18 protein-coding genes are annotated in these 18,944 nt (G+C 65.5%); 8 read left to right on the forward strand and 10 right to left on the reverse strand.

Going from position 1 to position 18,944, the window contains the following annotated elements; all coding sequences use genetic code 11:
* Window positions 1–2: 2 nt before the first annotated feature.
* The 3 genes from THIX_RS09470 to THIX_RS09480 form a co-directional block, all read right to left on the reverse strand.
* Window positions 3–1,829, reverse strand: coding sequence for a TRAP transporter large permease subunit (locus THIX_RS09470; protein WP_112486043.1), 1,827 nt, complete (start codon window positions 1,827–1,829; stop codon window positions 3–5).
* 9 nt (window positions 1,830–1,838) lie between these two features.
* A complete protein-coding gene (locus tag THIX_RS09475) occupies window positions 1,839–2,450 on the reverse strand; it encodes a TRAP transporter small permease subunit (RefSeq protein ID WP_112486044.1) in 612 nt (203 codons plus the stop codon).
* A gap of 328 nt (window positions 2,451–2,778) precedes the next feature.
* Complete coding sequence (locus THIX_RS09480; protein ID WP_112486045.1) at window positions 2,779–3,663, reverse strand: LysR family transcriptional regulator; 885 nt, start codon at window positions 3,661–3,663, stop codon at window positions 2,779–2,781.
* 472 nt (window positions 3,664–4,135) lie between these two features.
* Here THIX_RS09480 and iscR point away from each other — a divergent pair, with 472 nt between their 5' ends.
* From iscR to fdx, 7 genes are read left to right on the forward strand one after another with little or no spacing between them, the layout of a single operon-like run.
* Window positions 4,136–4,672 carry a Fe-S cluster assembly transcriptional regulator IscR gene (iscR, locus tag THIX_RS09485; RefSeq protein WP_112486046.1) on the forward strand — a complete coding sequence of 179 codons (537 nt, stop codon included), beginning with the start codon at window positions 4,136–4,138 and terminating at the stop codon, window positions 4,670–4,672.
* A 51-nt stretch (window positions 4,673–4,723) separates the two neighbouring features.
* Window positions 4,724–5,944 (forward strand): IscS subfamily cysteine desulfurase, encoded by a 1,221-nt coding sequence (locus THIX_RS09490; RefSeq protein WP_112486047.1) that lies wholly within the window; start codon window positions 4,724–4,726, stop codon window positions 5,942–5,944.
* A gap of 27 nt (window positions 5,945–5,971) precedes the next feature.
* On the forward strand, window positions 5,972–6,400 hold the full coding sequence (gene iscU / locus THIX_RS09495; protein ID WP_112486048.1) for a Fe-S cluster assembly scaffold IscU: 429 nt from the start codon (window positions 5,972–5,974) through the stop codon (window positions 6,398–6,400).
* 24 nt (window positions 6,401–6,424) lie between these two features.
* The gene (gene iscA / locus THIX_RS09500; RefSeq protein ID WP_112486049.1) at window positions 6,425–6,748 is read left to right on the forward strand and encodes an iron-sulfur cluster assembly protein IscA; all 324 of its coding nucleotides are present in this window, start codon (window positions 6,425–6,427) and stop codon (window positions 6,746–6,748) included.
* A 39-nt stretch (window positions 6,749–6,787) separates the two neighbouring features.
* Window positions 6,788–7,408: a Fe-S protein assembly co-chaperone HscB gene (gene hscB, locus THIX_RS09505; RefSeq protein ID WP_233224488.1), complete on the forward strand. Its 621-nt coding sequence runs from the start codon at window positions 6,788–6,790 to the stop codon at window positions 7,406–7,408.
* A gap of 41 nt (window positions 7,409–7,449) precedes the next feature.
* Complete coding sequence (gene hscA / locus THIX_RS09510; protein ID WP_112486051.1) at window positions 7,450–9,354, forward strand: Fe-S protein assembly chaperone HscA; 1,905 nt, start codon at window positions 7,450–7,452, stop codon at window positions 9,352–9,354.
* Between the two features lie 4 nt (window positions 9,355–9,358).
* A complete protein-coding gene (gene fdx / locus THIX_RS09515) occupies window positions 9,359–9,691 on the forward strand; it encodes an ISC system 2Fe-2S type ferredoxin (protein ID WP_112486052.1) in 333 nt (110 codons plus the stop codon).
* 31 nt (window positions 9,692–9,722) lie between these two features.
* Here the strand turns inward: fdx and THIX_RS09520 are convergent, their stop codons facing one another.
* From THIX_RS09520 to asnB, 6 genes are all read right to left on the reverse strand, one after another.
* Window positions 9,723–10,874, reverse strand: a complete 1,152-nt coding sequence (locus THIX_RS09520; protein ID WP_112486053.1) for a GNAT family N-acetyltransferase — start codon at window positions 10,872–10,874, stop codon at window positions 9,723–9,725.
* Complete coding sequence (gene prmC, locus THIX_RS09525; RefSeq protein ID WP_233224489.1) at window positions 10,867–11,856, reverse strand: peptide chain release factor N(5)-glutamine methyltransferase; 990 nt, start codon at window positions 11,854–11,856, stop codon at window positions 10,867–10,869. Before prmC ends, THIX_RS09520 begins: the two co-directional genes overlap by 8 nt.
* Entirely contained in the window at window positions 11,853–12,884 is a 1,032-nt protein-coding gene (nadE, locus tag THIX_RS09530; protein ID WP_199195263.1) for an NAD(+) synthase, read from the reverse strand. Before nadE ends, prmC begins: the two co-directional genes overlap by 4 nt.
* Window positions 12,881–13,144 carry an acyl carrier protein gene (locus THIX_RS09535; protein ID WP_112486054.1) on the reverse strand — a complete coding sequence of 88 codons (264 nt, stop codon included), beginning with the start codon at window positions 13,142–13,144 and terminating at the stop codon, window positions 12,881–12,883. The genes nadE and THIX_RS09535 overlap by 4 nt, the downstream gene beginning before the upstream one ends.
* 47 nt (window positions 13,145–13,191) lie before the next feature.
* Complete coding sequence (locus THIX_RS09540) at window positions 13,192–14,745, reverse strand: class I adenylate-forming enzyme family protein (protein WP_112486055.1); 1,554 nt, start codon at window positions 14,743–14,745, stop codon at window positions 13,192–13,194.
* 94 nt (window positions 14,746–14,839) lie between these two features.
* Window positions 14,840–16,825 (reverse strand): asparagine synthase (glutamine-hydrolyzing), encoded by a 1,986-nt coding sequence (asnB, locus tag THIX_RS09545; RefSeq protein ID WP_112486056.1) that lies wholly within the window; start codon window positions 16,823–16,825, stop codon window positions 14,840–14,842.
* Between the two features lie 353 nt (window positions 16,826–17,178).
* Here asnB and THIX_RS09550 point away from each other — a divergent pair, with 353 nt between their 5' ends.
* Entirely contained in the window at window positions 17,179–17,622 is a 444-nt protein-coding gene (locus THIX_RS09550) for a hypothetical protein (RefSeq protein ID WP_112486057.1), read from the forward strand.
* A gap of 6 nt (window positions 17,623–17,628) precedes the next feature.
* Here the strand turns inward: THIX_RS09550 and glp are convergent, their stop codons facing one another.
* Window positions 17,629–18,939 carry a gephyrin-like molybdotransferase Glp gene (gene glp, locus THIX_RS09555; RefSeq protein ID WP_112486058.1) on the reverse strand — a complete coding sequence of 437 codons (1,311 nt, stop codon included), beginning with the start codon at window positions 18,937–18,939 and terminating at the stop codon, window positions 17,629–17,631.
* Window positions 18,940–18,944 lie beyond the last annotated feature (5 nt).

Raw genomic sequence — 18,944 nt, forward strand, 5'->3', positions numbered from 1 at the left:
GGTCAAGGCTTGGCAGCGGAAGCGCCTTGCACGGGCGCTTGCAAAGCCTTCATGATGTCGTCGGCTTCGGCGTTGCCGGCGTCCCCAGTGGCACCCGATGCCGCTGCCGCTGGCTGGGATGCGCCATCGCGACCCGGTGCCGCATTCGAGGTTCCGAAATTCGGCGGCGCCTCGGTGGTGTAGCTCTGGTCGTTCGCCGGAACCACGATGTTGACCTTGTCCAGGTCAATTTTGTCGTGACGACCCAGCGAACCCGTGACGAGGCCGGGGAAGCCGATGACCAGCGCGACCATCACGATCTGGATCAGCACGAAGGGCACGGCGCCCCAGTAGATTTGCCCCGTGGTGACACGGGCGATGCGTTTTTTCGTCTCCTTGTCGGTGTAATCGTCTTTCGGTGCGACGCTGCGCAGGTAGAACAGCGCGAAGCCGAACGGCGGGTGCATGAACGAGGTCTGCATATTCACTGCCAGCAGCACGCCGAACCAGATGAGGTCGATGCCCAGTTTGTCGGCCACCGGCCCGATGAGCGGGATGATGATGAAGGACAACTCGAAAAAGTCGAGGAAGAACGCCAGCACGAAGATCAGGATGTTCACCACGATGAGGAAGCCGAGCTGACCGCCAGGAAGATTGGTCAGCAGGTGTTCGACCCAGACCCGCCCGTCCAGCCCCTGGAACACGAGGTTGAACACGGTGGAGCCAATCAGGATGAACATCACGAAGGTGGACAGCTTGGCCGTGGTGTTGAGCGCCTGGCCGAACAGTTTGAAGTCCAGCCTGCGCCGTACGAGGGCCATGATGAGCGCGCCCATCGCCCCCATCGCGCCGCCCTCGGTGGGCGTGGCGATGCCAAGAAAAATGGTGCCCAGCACCAGGAAAATCAGCAGCAGCGGCGGTATCAGGACGAAGGTGACCTTCTCCGCCATGCGCGACAGCAGGCTCAGGCGCAGGCCCTTGTTGAACAGGGCCAGAACCAGGGCGAACAGCACGGCCACCGACAAGGAGACGACGATGGTCTCGTCCAGCGGCGCGGTGGTCGGCGTCTTGTCGCGCCAGGTGAGGAAGGTGTCGTAGTAGTGCGCCCAGCCGAAGCCCACGCCCAGACAGGCGATGAACAGCAGCGAAAGCGAACGCAGGCCGGATGTGCCGTCGGGCTCGCGGATGGTGCGGGCCTCGGGTGGCAGGGCGGGCGCCAGATGTGGCTTCACCATGGTCACGGCGAAGATATAGACGATGTAGAGGCCGGTGAGGATGAAGCCTGGGACGAAAGCGCCCTTGTACATATCGCCCACTGATTTGCCGAGCTGGTCGGCCATGACGATGAGCACCAGCGAGGGTGGAATGATCTGCGCCAGCGTGCCCGAAGCGGCGATGACGCCGCTGGCCACGCGCCGATCGTAGCCGTAGCGCAGCATGATGGGCAGCGAAATCAGCCCCATGGAAATGACCGATGCCGCGACCACGCCGGTGGTGGCGGCCAACATGGCGCCCACGAGAATGACCGCGTAAGCCAGACCGCCGCGAATGGGTCCGAACAGCTGGCCGATGGTGTCGAGCAAGTCCTCGGCCATGCCGCTGCGTTCGAGGATCAACCCCATGAGCGTGAAGAAGGGAATGGCCAGCAGCGTGTCGTTCTGCATGATGCCGATGATGCGCAGCGGAATGGCTTCCAGCAGCGCCTGCGGCATGAGGCCGAGTTCGACGCCGATGAAGCCGAACAGCAGGCCGCAGGCTGCCAGGCTGAAGGCCACCGGAAAGCCGATGAGCAGGAAGACGACGAGGGCGCCGAACATGATCGGCGCGATATTGGCGATGATGAAGTCCATGTCGTCCCCTCAGGCCTTTTTGCCAGCTGCCGCTTCTTCACGTGCGGTCTGCTCGAGCATGAATGCGGCAAGTTCTTCTTCGGCCGTCTTCTCGCCTTTGCGCAAGGTGGGGTCGGGGGCAAGACCCATGAGGAAGGCGACACGCTTGATCAACTCCGACAGGCCTTGCAGCGCCAGCAGGGTGAAGCCAATGGGCAGCAGCACAAATACCGGCCAGCGCATCAAGCCGCCGGCGTTGGACGACATTTCTCCCGAAGCCATGGCGTTGCCGACCACGGGCAGCGACAGCCGTACCACCTCGAAGCAAAACGGCAGCAGGAAGAAGACGATGCCGAGGATGTCGATCCAGGTCTGCCCGCGCTTGGAGAGACGGCTGGAGAGCACATCGATGCGTACATGCTCGTTGTGCAGGAAGGTATAAGCCGCACCGAGGAGGAAGACTCCGGCGAACAGATACCACTGGATTTCGAGCCAGGCGTTGGAGCTGTAGTCGAAGAGCTTGCGCACGACAGCGTTGCCGGCGCTGATGAACACCGAAGCGAACACCAGGCCCCAGGTGAGTTTGCCGAATTTGTCGTTGATCCAGTCGATCAGCCGGGAAAGGGAAAGCAGTTGATTCACAGAGTCTCCTTGTCTTGAAACGCGCCCCTCGGTCGTGGCAAACGGAGTGCCGCCCGCGCGCTGTTGGAATTTGTAGCGCGAAGTATATGGATGTAACTGACGCAATCTGCAGGGGATTACCCCCGGGATCCGGGGCGCACGGAGAAAAGCTCGATGAATCGCAAGGCATGCAATGCCCAGCGGCTGGAGGCGCGCGGGCAGGCGCGCGTTCACTGGCGCGCGCGCAGATCAATAGCGTTTCTGCGCCGGCACGCCGCGGTTGCGGCGCTTGTGGAGCGGCCAGACGCTTCTGGCACTTGCCGCGGATTGCGGCAAGTGCTGCGGGACTTCACGCCGTGGCTTCGCGCCAGGCGCTGCAATGGTCGATGAAGCGCTGCAAGGGCGGGGAGAAGACCTTGCGCTTGGGCTGAATGCGGCAGAGCGTGCGCTCCAGCGTGGGCAGGGGTGTGGCCACGCGCACCAGGCGTCCCGCGACGAGCAGGTCATGGACCACGCGCAGCGGCAGGCAGCTCACGCCGAGTTCCTCCGCCACGGCATGCTTGATGGCTTCGGAGTTGCCCAGGTGCATGGTGGAACCGAAACGTCGCAGGTGCGGCAGCAGCAGCGCTTCCACCGTTTCGCGCGTGCCCGAGCCCGGCTCGCGCAGTATCCAGCGCGCAGCCGCCAGCTGTTCCAGCGCGACCGGCCCCTGGGCGAGGGGATGCCCCGGCGCTGCCACCACCCCCAGCTCATCGCTGAGCCAGGGATGAATTTCAAGCTCGTCGTGGCGGCAGGCGCCTTCGATGAAGCCGATGTCCACTTGATAATCAGCCACAGCTTGAATCACGTCTTGCGTGTTGCGCACCTCGAGCTGGATCTGGGCCAGAGGCCAATGCCGCTGATACGTGCCCAGCACCACCGGCATCAGGTAGTTGCCGATGGTGGTGCTGGCGCTCACGCGCAGCGCCGCGGCGCCATCGGCGAACAAGGTTTCCACCTCACGTACCTGGTCCAGGAGCGCCAGCGCCCGGGGCAGCAGCAGGCGTCCGCAATCGTTCAGCACCACGCGTTTGCCGACCCGGTCGAACACACGGGTGCCGAGTTGGGATTCCAGCTCAGCCAGCGCTGCGCTCACGGCCGATTGCGACAGCGCCAGCTGTTTGCCAGCCTCGGTGGTACTGCCGCTGCGGGCAATGGCCACCATCACGTCGAGTTGCCGGAGTGTCAGTCTCATCGAAATTTCAGGTTGATTGTTCCTGATTCTCGTCGAAAATTGCTTTCACAGTTTTAGGTGGCTTGGACTCTGGCACAGCATGCGGCACCCTTGGAAACCCTGGATCGGTCCGCGGCCATGGCAGGGCATAAAAAATTGCATTCAAAACAGCAGCTTGCGAAAACCTCTATTCCCGAGTGGAACTTGGGGCTTTGGTGCTGACTCTGACCCTATGCAAGAGTTTGGCGTATAAGGCCGCTCATGGAATTTTGTCCTAGACAAAAAGTCCTAGTAGTTGACGGATTCGCTTGGGGTTCTGCTAGAATCCTACTGAATTCGTCAGGTATTGAGCGCCCCTAGACCCCCGCTTGCGGTGGCCTTGCCCGATAGGGATTTTCCCCGAGGGTCGACCGGCGGCAGACTTGAGAGGCGATGCGTGGCAGTCGGCTTGGCGACTGCGGCGGCCATCCGCTCACACACTTGGAGATTCACCATGCGACTGACGACAAAAGGGCGATTTGCGGTGACGGCCATGATCGACGTGGCCATGCGTCAGCATCTCGGGCCCGTGACCCTGGCCAGCATCAGCCAGCGCCAACATATCTCCCTCTCCTATCTCGAACAACTGTTCGGCAAGCTGCGCCGGCACGAACTGGTCGAGTCGGTTCGCGGCCCCGGCGGTGGTTACAGCCTGGCACGCAAGCCCGAAGAAATCAGCATTGCCGACGTCATCATTGCCGTGGACGAGCCGCTGGATGCCACGCAGTGCGGCGGCAAGGAAAATTGCCAGGGCGAAGATGGCGAAGGCCGTTGCATGACCCACGATCTGTGGGCGGCGCTGAACACCCGCATGGTCGAGTTTCTCGATTCGGTGAACCTGAAAACCATGGTTGACCAAAATCTGGCGCAAGGCGTGACCATCGAAGAAGTGGCGGTCGTGCGCAAACCCGTATCGCCCATGCCGACAAACAAGCCGGTGAAGGTGCGGGCAGCGAATTCCGTGTTCAATCTCGCCCAGACCATGACCTGAGGCCGAACCGGGCCAAGCGCCTGGGTCACTCACTTTTCAACGAGCCAACCCATGTCCACCACTCCCCACTTTCCCATCTACATGGATTACGGCGCCACCACGCCGGTCGATCCGCGTGTTGTCGATGCCATGATTCCGTGGCTGCGCGAGCACTTCGGCAATCCGGCGTCGCGCAGCCACGCCTGGGGCTGGGAGGCTGAAGCCGCGGTGGAAAAAGCGCGCGCCCAAGTTGCAGACCTCGTCAACTGCGACGCCAAGGAACTGGTTTGGACCTCGGGCGCAACCGAGTCCATCAACTTGGCGCTGAAGGGCGCGGCGCATTTCTACCAGGGGCGGGGCAAGCACATCGTCACCCTGAAGACCGAGCACAAGGCCACGCTCGACACCTGCCGCGAACTCGAACGCCAGGGCTTCGAGGTCACCTACCTCGACGTGCAGCCCGACGGCATGCTCGACCTGGAGCGCTTCAAGGCGGCGCTGCGGCCGGACACCATCCTGGCCTCGGTGCTGTTGGTGAACAACGAAATCGGCGTCATCCAGGACGTGCAGGCGATCGGCGCCATTTGCCGCGAACGCGGCATCATTCTCCATGTGGACGCAGCGCAGGCCACGGGCAAGGTGACCATCGACCTGAAGAACTGGCCCATCGACCTGATGAGCCTGGCCTCGCACAAGACCTACGGCCCCAAGGGCATCGGCGCGCTGTTCGTGCGGCGCAAGCCGCGGGTGCGCATCGAGGCGCAAATGCACGGCGGCGGGCACGAGCGCGGCATGCGCTCCGGCACGCTGCCCACGCACCAGATCGTCGGCATGGGCGAGGCTTATCGCATCGCCAAGCTGGAAATGGGCACCGAGATCGAGCGCATCCGCATGTTGCAGAATCGCTTGTTGAACGGACTGAAAGACATCGAAGAGGTCTACTTCAACGGCAACCTCGAGCACCGCGTGCCGCACAACGTCAACGCCAGTTTCAACTTCGTCGAAGGCGAGTCGCTCATCATGGCGATCAAGGGCATTGCGGTGTCCAGCGGCTCGGCTTGTACTTCGGCCAGTCTGGAACCCTCTTATGTGCTGCGGGCGCTGGGCCGCAGCGACGAACTGGCGCACTCTTCGCTGCGCATGACCATCGGCCGCTTCACCACGCAAGAAGACATCGACTACGCCGTGAAAATTCTGCACGAGAAGGTGGCCAAACTGCGCGAGCTTTCTCCCCTGTGGGAGATGCACCAGGACGGCATTGACATCAGCACCATTCAATGGGCGGCGCACTAAGGCGCAGCCCGCCATCAGGAGACCATCATGGCCTACAGCGATAAAGTCATCGAGCATTACGAGAATCCGCGCAACGTCGGCTCCTTTGCCAAGGACGACCCTACGGTGGGCACCGGCATGGTGGGCGCGCCGGCTTGCGGCGACGTGATGAAGCTGCAAATCAGGGTCAACGCCGAGGGCATCATCGAAGACGCCCGCTTCAAGACTTACGGTTGCGGCTCGGCCATCGCCTCCTCCTCGCTCGTCACCGAATGGGTGAAGGGCAAGACGCTGGACGACGCCATGCAAATTCGCAACACGCAAATTGCCGAGGAACTGGCCCTGCCGCCGGTGAAAATCCACTGCTCCATCCTGGCCGAAGATGCCATCAAGGCGGCGGTGAAAGATTACCAATCGCGCCTGGGCCATGCGTCTGCGACAGGTTCCGCAGAGCCTGCACGAGCCGAGCTTGCCTGAGCGCGCTTTGAACGGAGAAATGACATGTCGATCACGCTGAGCGAAAAAGCCGCCAAGCATGTGCAGAACTACCTGGTTCAGCGCGGCAAGGGCGTGGGCGTGCGTCTGGGGGTCAAGACCACCGGCTGTTCCGGCCTGGCGTACAAGCTGGAATATGCCGATGCCGTCACCTCGGACGATCAGGTGTTCGAGAGCCATGGCGTCAAGGTGTTGATCGACACCAAGAGCCTGAGTTATCTCGATGGGACCGAACTCGACTTCGTGCGCGAAGGTCTGCAGCAAGGCTTCAAGTTCAACAACCCCAACGAGCGCGATCGTTGCGGTTGCGGCGAATCCTTCCGGGTTTGACCCGTCCTTGCATCCACGGCCTCGCATCCAGACTCACGCATGCCCACTGCTGCAATGCCCCAGGCGCAAGGCCACGCCGATTTCACCCAAGATCACTTCACCCTCTTCGGCCTGCCGCAGCGCTTCGCGCTCGATGGCGCGGCCTTGACCCAGGCCTGGCGCCAGATCCAGGCCGCCGTGCATCCCGACCGTTTTGCCGGCGCATCTGCTGCGGAGAAACGCCTGGCCATGCAATGGTCTACCCAGGTGAACACGGCCTACCGCACGCTGAAAGATCCGCAGTTGCGCGCCGCTTATCTGTGTGGGCTGCGCGGTGCCGCCATCCATGCCGAGCGCAACACGGCGATGCCCACGGCATTCCTGATGCAGCAGATGCAGTGGCGCGAAGCGCTCGACGAAGCGCGCGATGCCGGCGATGCCGCGGCCATCCGTGACCTGCTGCAAACGGTCGAGCAGGCTCGCAGCCAGGCCCTGGCGCAACTCACCGTGCTGCTGGACGGCACCTCGCAAGACGAACAGGCGCGGGCTGCGCTTGAGGCGGCCGAGCAGGTGCGCGTGCTCATGTTCATCGACAGGTTCCGGCAAGACCTCGGTCCGTTCGCCATGCGCGCCGCCAGCCAAGCTCCACACCCTGCCCATCCCGCCCATCCGGCAGCCTGAGCGCTGCCATCAACCGTGCGTTCCAACGCACTCTTCGCCGCATGGCTCTGCTCCACATCTCCGAACCCGGTCAGTCACCCGACCCGCACCAGCTCCGCGTGGCGGTCGGTATCGACCTCGGCACCACGCATTCGCTCGTCGCCGTCGTGCGCAGTGGCGTGGCGGAATGCCTGCCCGACGCACAAGGCCGGGTGTTGTTGCCTTCGGCGGTGCGCTACCTGCCGCAGGATGAGCCCATCGTCGGCTGGGACGCGCTGGCTGCGAAGGTCGACGATCCGCACAACACCATCGTTTCGGCCAAGCGCTTGATGGGCCGCAGCCTCGCCGACCTCGGCACGGAGCTGCATCTGCCCTACCGGTTTGCCGAGCAGCCAGGGGTCGTGGCGATGCGCACCGCGCAAGGCCTGAAGACGCCGGTCGATGTCTCGGCCGACATTCTGCGGGTGCTGAAGCAGCGTGCCGAGACGGCACTGGGCAGCGAGCTGGTGGGTGCAGTCATCACCGTTCCGGCGTATTTCGACGACGCCCAGCGCCAGGCGACGAAAGACGCCGCCCGCGTCGCCGGGCTGAACGTGCTGCGCTTGATCAACGAGCCCACCGCCGCTGCCGTGGCCTATGGCCTCGACCAGGCGGCCGAAGGCGTATACGCCGTGTACGACCTCGGCGGCGGGACTTTCGATGTGTCGGTGTTGCGCCTGACCCAGGGCGTGTTCGAGGTCATGGCCACCGGCGGCGATACCGCGCTGGGCGGCGACGACTACGACCGCCTGTTCGCGTTCGCCTTGGCGCAGCACGCCGGCCTGGGAGAACTGGAAGCCAGGGCGCGCAGCGCCTTGCTGCAAGCCGCACGCAGCGCCAAGGAGTTGCTGAGCAGCCAGGACATGGTGCGGGTGCAGGCCGAACTCCGGCCGGGCCAGCACATCGACCAGACCGTCAGCCAGGAGGCATTCGCCAGTTGCACGCAGGCGCTCACGCAACGCACCGTCACTTTGCTGGCGCAGGTGCTGGCCGACGCGCAGATCGCGCCGGAGGACATTGCCGGCATCGTGCTCGTGGGCGGTTCCACCCGCATGCCGGTGGTGCGCGATGCCGTGCGGCGCTATTTCGGCCGCGAGCCTCTGGTCAACCTGAATCCCGACGAGATCGTGGCCATCGGCGCCGCGCGCCAAGCGCACGCGCTGGCCGGCAATCACAGTGACGACGATCCACTGCTGCTCGACGTCATTCCGCTGTCGCTGGGGCTGGAAACCATGGGCGGGCTGGTGGAGCGCATCATTCCGCGCAACACCACCATCCCCACCGCGCGGGCGCAGGAGTTCACCACCTTCAGGGACGGGCAGACGGCCATGTCCATCCATGTGGTGCAGGGCGAGCGCGAACTGGTGGCCGATTGCCGCTCGCTGGCGCGCTTCGAACTGCGCGGCATTCCACCGATGACGGCCGGCGCCGCGCGCATTCTCGTCACGTTTCAAGTGGACGCCGACGGCCTGCTGGAGGTGAGCGCGCGCGAGCAGAGTACCGGCGTGCAGGCGCAGGTGGACGTCAAACCCAGCTACGGTTTGAGCGACACGCAGATTGCCGACATGCTGCAAGCCAGCTTCGCCGCGGCCGATCTCGATGCCGCGCAGCGCGTGCTGCACGAGGAGCGGGTGGACGCCGAGCGCATGCTCGACGCGACCCGCAACGCGATGCAGGCCGACGCCGATTTGCTGGGTGCCGATGAGCGCGACCGCATTCACGCGGCCATGGCCGCCTTGGCGCAGGTCGCACGCGGCGACGACCATCTCGCCATCCGCGCCGCCACCGAACACCTGGCGCGCATCACCGAACCCTTTGCCGCACTGCGCATGAACCGCAGCATTCGCGCGGCGTTGACTGGACGCAGCGTCGCCAGCCTGGCAGACGCCACGCCGTCTGCGACGGCGGCGAACCCTTCCGAGCGTTGAGACCATGCCCATCATCACCATCCTGCCGCATCACGAATACTGCCCGCAAGGCGCCAAGGTCGAGGCCGGGCGTGGCACATCCGTGTGCGAAGCCTTGCTGGAGCATGGCATTCCCATCGAGCATGCCTGTGAAATGTCCTGCGCCTGCACCACCTGCCACGTCATCGTGCGCCAGGGCTATGCCTCGCTGGGCGAAACCGACGAGAGCGAGGACGATCTGCTGGACCGTGCCTGGGGCCTGGAGCCCACCTCGCGCCTGTCCTGCCAGGCCATCCTGAGCGATCAGGACGTGACCATCGAGATCCCCAAATATTCGATCAACCACGCCAAGGAATAGCCTGCTGCCGTCTTCTGCCCGGGCGTCGATGTCAGGCGTCGACGTCGGCCCGGGTGAGATACCAGGGGCGGCCCTGCATGACGGCGCGCATGGGCGCGGTCATGGCGAGAATCAAGGGCTGGGATCGATGTTCGCGCTCGCGTAACCCGGCGCGCAGCAAGAGCGTGACCAGTTCCGCCGGCCCCATGAATTCCAGCGAGACGCTGCGATAGCCTTGCCGGCGCGCGTCACGCATGAGCATGCGCAGCAAGACCGGGAGATGTTGCGACGCTGGGTTTGCCGCGAGCAAGTCGCGCACATGCAGCGATGCGCCATCGGCTTCGCACACGGCATAGCCGAGCAACCTGCCGCCGGGAAGCGTCGGATCGATTCCAAATGTCCTCGGAGCTGCTGGCGCAACTCCGCTTGCGGACTTCCGGGGGCGCTCGGACGCTGCCCTGCCGATGGTGAAAATGCGGTAGCGATGCAGCGCGGTGGAACGGAAGCGCCAGTTGAGAAAGGCGCGGTCGCGCACGCCGATGACCCCTGCGTTGCCCACCTGCTGCTCGGCCCACAAGCTGTCGAAACGCGCGTCGGCTTGATCCAGCCACGCAGCCTGCAAATGCTCCCGCAGCAGCAGCCTGGGCAGCAGCCCGTGGCGCAGTCGCAAGGCGATATCCAGCACGCCACCGAGGCTGCGCCGCAGCCATCTCGGAAGCCAATTCGGCAAATAGTCCTGCGTGTGCAGCACGCGCACATAGCGGCTCAGGCCGCCGGCAACGTCGAAGCCGGCGCGTTTGACCACGGGCAGGGACTTGGCATTGGGGAAGCCGTACAGCAGTTCATGCCTTGCCAGGCCCTGCTCCAGCACCGCGCGTTGGAGGGTCAGTGCCGGGAACAGGGTGCGATGCTGGGTGTTCACGGCGAAGTCCGCCATGAGCCCGGCCCGCACCGAATGCGGCCCGCAGCGCAGGATGCGGGCGCCCAGACCGACGGTGCCGATGGGCTCCACGCTCTGCCCATGCTTGAGCAACAAGACCTGAGGGACGCCCGCCGGATTGTTGCGGTAGAACCAGTCGAGCTTGGCTTGCCTGCGCTCGGCATGGCCGAGATTGAACGACCAGAGGGCGACGATCTGCGCTGCGTCTTTGTCGAGATCGGCAGGCTCGACCCGGTAGCTGGCTTGCTCGGGCGCGCTAGCCACGATCGTTGGCGTTGGCCGCGGCCATGTCGCGCTTCCTTGCGAGCAGCACGCGAATCTGGCCACTGGCGTCACACACGGTTTCCACCGCGTCGAAGCTGGCGTTCTTGCGCAGCATCTGCTGCATCGCCGGGCCTTGCCCCAGGCCGACTTCGATGCCCAGCCAGCCGCCGGCGCGCAGCAGCGCCGGAGATTCGCGCATCAGGCGCATCAGAATGTTCACGCCGAACGGACCGCCGTCGAAAGCCAGGGCCGGTTCGTGGCCGATGATTTCCGCCGGCATGGCGTCGAGCTTGGCGGTGGAGATATAGGGTGGGGCGGACACGATCAAGTCGATGTGGCCTTGAAACTCCGGGGCATGGAACGGGGCCAGCAGGTCGCCGGTATGCAGCGCGACGCGTTCCCCCAGTTCCTGCAGCGCCACATTCCTGCCAGCCAGCGCGATGGCCTCGGCCGAGAGATCGGCGCCATGGACGGTCGCCATGGGCTCAGCCGCAGCCAGCGCCAAGGCCAGATTGCCCGAGCCGCAACACACATCGATGACTTGCGCCGCATCGCGCCATGGCGCCATCTCGCGCAACTTGGCGAGCGCTGCAACGCCGAGCATTTCGGTCTCGCGGCGCGGAATCAGCGCCTCGGGCCCGGCGAGCAAATCCAGACCCATGAAACGCTGGCGGCCGGTGAGGTAAGCCACAGGCACGCCTTGCAGGCGGCGGGCAATCAGCGCGTCAAGTGCAGCCAGTTGCGCGGCGTCCAGCGCAGGCAGGGCTTGGTCGTGCGCTGCCGCAACGGACAAGGCGGAACCGCCGGCCATGTGCCACAGCGCGCGCAGGCAGGAGTTGGGCGTTTCCTCGGGCTTGTCGGGCAGGGTGGACAAGGCTTGTTCGAGGTGATGCCAGCGCTCGGCGTAGTCCGCGCCAAGCAGGACAGCGTCATGGCGATGGTTCGCCGGGCCGGTGGCGGTGGGGAGTTGCCTCGTGTTCAAGGCGCATCCTCGGGGCAGACCTCCGCCACCGCTTCCACCAGTTGCGGGCGCAGGTGCAGATAGCGGGTGCCACGGCGCTTGGCTTCGATTTCGGTGTAGATGCCCGCAGCGCGCTCCTCGCTCAAGCCGAGGGCCGCGGCGAGTTCGGCGGCAGGACGTCGATGGTTGTGGGCCCACAGCGCCAGGTCCATGTGCGCATGGGGTAGGGTGAAGTAGAACTCGTCCTGGCCCTGGGGCAGGCTGTAGGTGTCGGTGGTGGGGGCGGCATGGCACACGGCCGCTGGCAGGCCGAGGTGGCGGGCGAGGGCGTAGACCTGGGTTTTGTAGAGATGGGCGATGGGTTTGATGTCGGCCGCGCCGTCGCCGTTCTTGACGAAAAAGCCCTGGTCGTATTCCAGCCGGTTGGGCGTGCCCAGCACGGCGTAGTTCAGCCGGTCGGCATGAAAATATTCCACGGTTTTACGGATGCGCTGCTTGAAGCTGGTGGCCGCGACGATTTGCAGATACTCGCGCAGCGGCAGGCGCGCGCGCTGCTCCGGGCCGTTGGGCGCCTGCACGACGAGGTCGAAGAAATGCACCTTGCCGGCCGAGCCACCGGCAATCGCGATCTTGCTTTTCCAGGCGTCGTCGTAATCAGGGAACAGGGTGCGGATGGCGTCGTCGCGCCAGCGGTAGCACCCGATGGCAGCGAGCGTGGGGGCAATGTTCTCGGTGGCGCAGCGCAGGCCGAGCTGGGTTGCGACGGCTGCGCCCAGATCGGCGCTGTCGGGGCTGGAGTCCTGCTCCGGCATGAGCAGGCCCTGCACCTTCTCCGGTCCCAGCGCGTGCACCGCCAAGGCCGCGCAGACGGAGCTGTCCACCCCGCCCGACAGGCCCAGCACCACGCCGCGCTTGCGCATGGCCGCCAGGCTGGTGCGCAGATGCTGGCCGATGCGTTCGACCTCGGCCGCGCAGTCGAGCGCGAACACGGCGGGGGTCAGCAGCACCGCGGGGTTTGGCGCCGTGGCAGCTTGGGTTGTTGCGCTCACGCCGCGACCTTGGTCTGGTGCTTGCGCTGCACATAGGCCTCGATGGCGTTCAGGCTGTCGAGGTTCTCGGGCACCATCTCGGCGTCCAGCACCTGGATGCCGAACGTCTCTTCCAGGAACAGGATGAGTTCGAGGATGCCGGTGGAGTCGACGATGTGCAGGTCGAGCAGGGAATCGGCGTCGGTGAACGGTGTGCCGTCCGAACCCATGATGAAGTTGTCGTCGATGTAGCGTCGAACCTGGTACTTGGTATCGGACATGGTGTTCTCTGTGTTGATTTTTTGGCCTGGAGAAACGGGGATCGGTCTCAGCGCATCCCCGTTTTTCTGATCTTGCCGGTATCGGTGCGGGGCAGGCTGGCGGCGAACTCCACCCATTTTGGCACCATGAAGTTTTCCAGCCGTGCATGGCAGTGCTTGATGATGTCGCGCTCGGTGTAGGCGCGCCCCGGCGCCAGCACGATGAAGGCCTTCACCGCCTGGCCGAGCAGGGTGTCGTCCACCCCGACCACGGCCACTTCCAGCACGCCCGGCAACTCGTGCAGCACGTTTTCCACCTCACGCGGGCTGACCTTCTCGCCACGACTTTTGATGATGTCGTCCTTGCGGCCAACGAAGTACAGCCAGCCCTCGGCGTCGGTGCGAAACACGTCGCCCGAGTACAGCACCATCTCACCCGCAAGCGGCCCGGGCCGCAGGCGCTCGGCGGTCTCAGCAGGCTTGTTCCAGTAGCCGCGCATGACATGGCTGCCGCGTATGACCAGCTCGCCGGTGCTGCCGTTGGGCAGGCAGTGTCCGGCCTCATCCACTAGCCAAACTTCTTCATTAGGCATGCCACGCCCCACGCTGGTGGGGCGAATGTCGAGCTGATCGGGCGGCAGATATGTGACGCGCTTGCATTCGGTCAGGCCATACATGGAGTACAGCGTGGCTTGCGGGAACAGCGCGCGAATGCGGCGGATATGCGCCTCCGGCAAGGCGGCGGCGGTGTTGGTGATCAGGCGCAGGCGGGAGAGGTCGAAGTCGGCCATGTTGTCCAGCGCGGTGAGCAGCGCGAACATGGTGGGTACGCCGGGGAACACCGTGACGCCTTCGTGCGCCATGGTCTGCAACACCTTCACCGGATAGGTGAACGAGCGTTCCAGCACCACGGTGGCACCAAGCTTGAACGCCATCAGCACCTGGTAGAGCCCGTAGTCGAACGCCAGCGGCAGGGCGCAGGCGATGATGTCGTCCTCGCGCAGGCCGAGGTACTGGCTCACGGACTGTTGCGCCGTCACCATGTTCAGGTGCGTGAGCATCACGCCCTTGGGGTGGCCGGTGGAGCCGGAGGTGTAGATGATGGCGGCCAGGTCTTGGTCGATCACAGCAGCGTCCAGCTTGGGCAACGATGTGTTCGAAGGCCGTGGCGCGGGGTAGGGCAGGCGCGCGGCGTGGCCGATGGTGCCGTTTGCTTCGCCGCTTGGCGTTTCGTCGCCCACCATCCAGCAGCGGTGCACGCTGGGCGCGTGCGCCAGGGCTTCGCGTGCAACGCTGGCCAGCGCGGTTTGCGTCACCAGGCCGCTGGCTTGGGCGTCGTTCAACATGTAGGCCAGCTTGTCGGCCTTGGTCAGGGTGTTGACCGGCATGAACACCGCGCCCACTTGCAGCACCGCGAACACGGCTGCGACCATCTCTTCGGAGTTGTCGAGAAACAGCGCCACGCGGTCGCCGCGACGAATGCCGTGCTGGTGCAGGCTGAGTGCCAGTGCCTCGGCCTGCGCGGCGATGTCGGCATAGCTGCTGCGCCGGCCTTCACGCACGAGCGCGGTTTTGGCGGGAAGGCGAACTGCGGTGGTGGCGAAAAAGTCGTGGAGCAGCACGGTTTGGGCGGGGCTGAAACAGTGATGAGGAAAGGGGAACCCGGTCGTGCCGTGAGTGAGATGTTTGAGTGCGCGAGACAGAACGCAAACGAGCTTACGGGAAGGCCGCCAGCCGGGCCTCCCGCGCTTGCGGGGTGGGTGATGGCGGGGCAAAAAACTGTTGATGCAGCAGCATCGTGGACAGCACGCCGACGAAAGCCATGTTGTCGGCAAAGCCGATGGCCCGCCCGGCCTGGCATTTGGCGAACAGCTTGCTCACCGCAGCGGGGTCGAAATAGCCGGCATCGGCAATGGCGCCCGGGCTCATCAGTTCGGCGGCGTAATCCACCGGCTTGCCTTGCTCGAAAAAACTCTGGCTGTCGGGGGCGCGGTAGGGTTGCTTGGTGCGGGTGCGCAGGGTCTCGGGCAGCAGGCCGCGCATGGCGCGTTTGAGCAGCCATTTCTCGGTCAGGCCCATGAGCTTGTAGCGCGGCGGCAGCCGGTTGGCGAAGGCGATGAGGCGGTGGTCCAGAAACGGAAAACGGCCCTCGATGGAATGCGCCATGGCCATGCGGTCGCCCTGCGAGCACAGCAGGTAGCCGCTCATCAGGGTGTGGGCCTCGATGTACTGGTCTTGCTGCAGCGCCTGCCAGTGCGCGAACTCGGGCGGCACCTGGCTGGCGATGGCTTGCAGCGCGTTCCAGTCGCCCAGTTCGGTGCGCACGGCGGGCGAGAAAAACTGCCAGGTGCGCTGCGTCGTGGTCCAGCGGGGCAGGTGGCCGAAGCCGGGCCGGCCCAGATGTTCGGCGCCATCGGCAAAAAAACGCTGCGCCAGCGCGCGGCCGGCCGCGGGGGAATGCTGCAGATAGGGATAGAGCCGGTCCAGCAGCGCGCCGCGCCAGGCGGACTGCGGCTGCCGCGCCATGAAGCGCCGCACCCGCGCCTCCTTGAACAAGTCGTAGCCGCCGAACACTTCGTCCGCGCCTTCGCCGGTGAGCACCACTTTGTAGCCGCTGTCGCGCACATGCCCGGCCAGCAGCATCAGCGGTGCCGGCGCGGTGCGCAGGATGGGCGATTCGGCATGGAATACGGCCAGCGGAAAAGCTGCGGCAATGTCAGCCCGGGTGCAGTGCAGGGTGCTGTGCTCGCAGCGCAGGTGGCCCACCAGCAGGCGCTGCTCGGCGCTCTCGTCGAACTCGGCGTCGTCGAAGGTGAGCGAAAAGGTGCGCAGCGGGGTGCTGGTGTGGTGGTGGATGAGGGTGGTGATGACCGACGAATCCAGCCCGCCGCTGAGGTAGGCGCCCACCGGCACGTCGGCGCGCAGTTGCAGGCGCACGCAGTCGATCAGCAACTCGCGCAGCGCCTCCGCGGCTTCGTCCGCATGGGCGTAGGGCTCGGCAGATTCAGCGCCTTGCGCTGGAAAGCTCCAGTCCCAGTAACGCCAGGTACGCGAGCCCTGCGCGTCCACCGCCATGCACTCGCCCGGCCCCAAACTCTGCACGCCGGCGAACACCGCATGCGGCGACAGCGGCGCCCAGGTGGTGAAAATTTCGCCCAGCGCCTGGACGTCAAGCCTGCGCGGCACCTCCGGCAGCGCGAACAGCGCCTTCACCTCCGAGGCAAAGGCGAAGCGGCCACCCATGGGTCCACCAAGCTGTGTGAAAAACAGCGGGCGTATGCCCACGCGGTCGCGCGCCAGCAGCAGACGTTGGCGGCGGGCATCCCACAGCGCGAAAGCGAACTGGCCGTTCAGGTGCTCGACGCAGGCGTCGCCATATTCCACATAGGCGTGAAGAATGACTTCGGTGTCCGAGCGCGTGGCGAAGCGGTGGCCACGCGCTTGCAGGCTGCGCCGCAGTTCCACATGGTTGAAGATTTCGCCGTTGAACGTGAGCCACAGATGGCGTTCGGCATTCGCCATGGGCTGCACGCCGCCTTCGAGGTCGATGATGCTCAGGCGCGCATGCCCCAGCGCAATCGGGCCTTCATGGTGGATGCCGCTCGCATCCGGGCCACGGTGATGCAGGCGTTGCGTCATGGCACGCACCTCGGCCGGGTCGGGCGCATGCCGCCAATCCAGAATGCCTGCAATGCCACACATGCGCGCCAGGGCCTTTCGCTTTGAGCTGATGTTGATGAGTGTGAGTGCCCCAGGGTCGGCGCGCCGACCCGCCCCCCGTGGGGGTCAAGGAAACTTGGGGCTGCCCTGCGTTTCCTTGAAAGCGGATGCGACGAGGGCAGCGCCTCGCGGGGTTCGGATCGCAGGGCATCTTAGGCCGCGGCCGGCCGCGCCGGCATCCCTCATTCGCGGCTGTCGTGGCATCCCCCCGGCGGCATCGCGGCAAACTCTCGCCGCCGGTTTTACCTTTCCTTACCCCGCCCATGCCTTGTCGTGCACCCATCCGGCACCACAATCCCTGCATCCTTCCATCACCGAAACGAAACGCAAGCACCATGGATCTCCAAACCATCGACCAGAACTACCAGCAACTTCAAGCTCAGGACCAGACCATTGCGCAGGAACTGCAGGCACTGGCCGGCAAGCTGCAAACCGCCGCGCAAGGCGGCAACACCGACGCCCGCGAATGGCTGCTCGACCTGCGTGAAGTCGCTCTGGCCGTGCAGGCCCAGCAACAGCAGATGAACCAGTTGTTGCAAGCCATCCATGCCATGTGGCAGAACCAGCAAAACCAACTGCAGCCCATGTCCGCCGCGTCCCAGCCCGGCTACATGCCCCAAGGCATGGGCCAGGGCGCCATGGCCCCCGCCTACGGCCGGCCCGCAGGCGGCGGGCTGATGGGGGCCCTCAGCGGTTTTCTCGGCTCCGGCTTCGGCCAAGCCATGGAAATGGGCGCCGGCATCGGCCTGGGCGAGGACTTGATCAACAAGATTTTTTGAGAGGCCCTAGACCAGCCCTTCGAACGGCAAAAAATCCACCATCTCCCCCGCCTGCACGCTGCCTTGTTCGTGGTGCAGGACGATGAAGCCGTCGGCCTCGCTCATGGAGCGCAGGATGCCGGAGCCCTGGTCGCCGGTGGTGCGGGCGCTGTAGCGGCCGGGTTGGTCAGGCAGGGGGGTGAGCACGGCGCGCTGGTATTCGGTGCGGCCGGGGCGTTTGCGCAGGGTGGTTTGTGCCGCGACCGGCAGCAAGGGCAGGGGCTTGATGGGCGCGCCCATCATGTGCAGCAGGGCGTCGCGGACGAAGGCGTAGAACGTGACCATCACCGCCACGGGGTTGCCGGGCAGGCCGAACAGCACGGCACGGCGGCCGTGGCTGGCGATGCTGCCGAAGGCCATCGGGCGGCCGGGGCGCATGGCGATGCGCCAGAACGCCACGTCCCCGAGCGCGGCCATGACGCTGCGCAGGTGGTCGGCCTCGCCGACGCTGACGCCGCCGGAGGTGATGACGGCGTCGGCGTTTTCGCAGGCCTGGCGCAGCGCGGCCTCGAGCAGCGCGGGGTCGTCGCGCACCACGCCGAGGTCGAGCACGTCGCAGCCCAGGCGCTGCAGCATGGCCCAGAGGGTGTAGCGGTTACTGTCGTAGACGCAGCCCTCACTCAGCGGCTGGCCGATGGAGCGCAGTTCGTCGCCACTGGACAGAAAGGCCACGCGCAGACGGCGCCACACCATGACCTCGGCTTGGCCGAGCGAGGCGATGAGCCCGATGTCGGCCGGACGCAGGAGCTTGCCGGCCAGCAGCGCGGGCTGGCCGGCGCGCAGGTCTTCGCCGCGCATGCGGGCGTTGTCGCCGCGTTTGAGCACGCCGGCGGGGATGTGGACCTGTCCGCCCTCGACGCGGCAGAACTCTTGCGGCACGACGGTGTCGCAGCCGGCGGGCAGCACGGCGCCGGTCATGATGCGCAGGCAGCTTCCCGCGGCAACGTCGCCGCTGAACTCATGCCCGGCCAGACCGGTGCCGGCGATGCGCAAGGTTGCTGCGCCATCGGCGCCGAGGTCGCCGGAGCGCAAGGCGTAGCCGTCCATGCCGGAGTTGTTGTGGGCGGGAACGTCCATCGGCGCGATGACGTCTTCGGCCAGCACCCGGCCGAACGCGGCGCGCAGGTCCACGCGCTCGGCCACGCGCACGGGCTGCACGAAACGGCGGATGACTTCCTGCACCTTGTCCACCGGCAGGGCCTTGGGGTCGTAGCCGCTGACGCAACTGACGACCTGGGCGAGATCGGGGGGAGGCACGGCGCTGGAGGAAGCTGGCATGGCGT

The organism is Thiomonas sp. X19, assembly GCF_900089495.1.
In the GTDB taxonomy this organism is placed as follows: Bacteria; Pseudomonadota; Gammaproteobacteria; order Burkholderiales; family Burkholderiaceae_C; genus Thiomonas_A.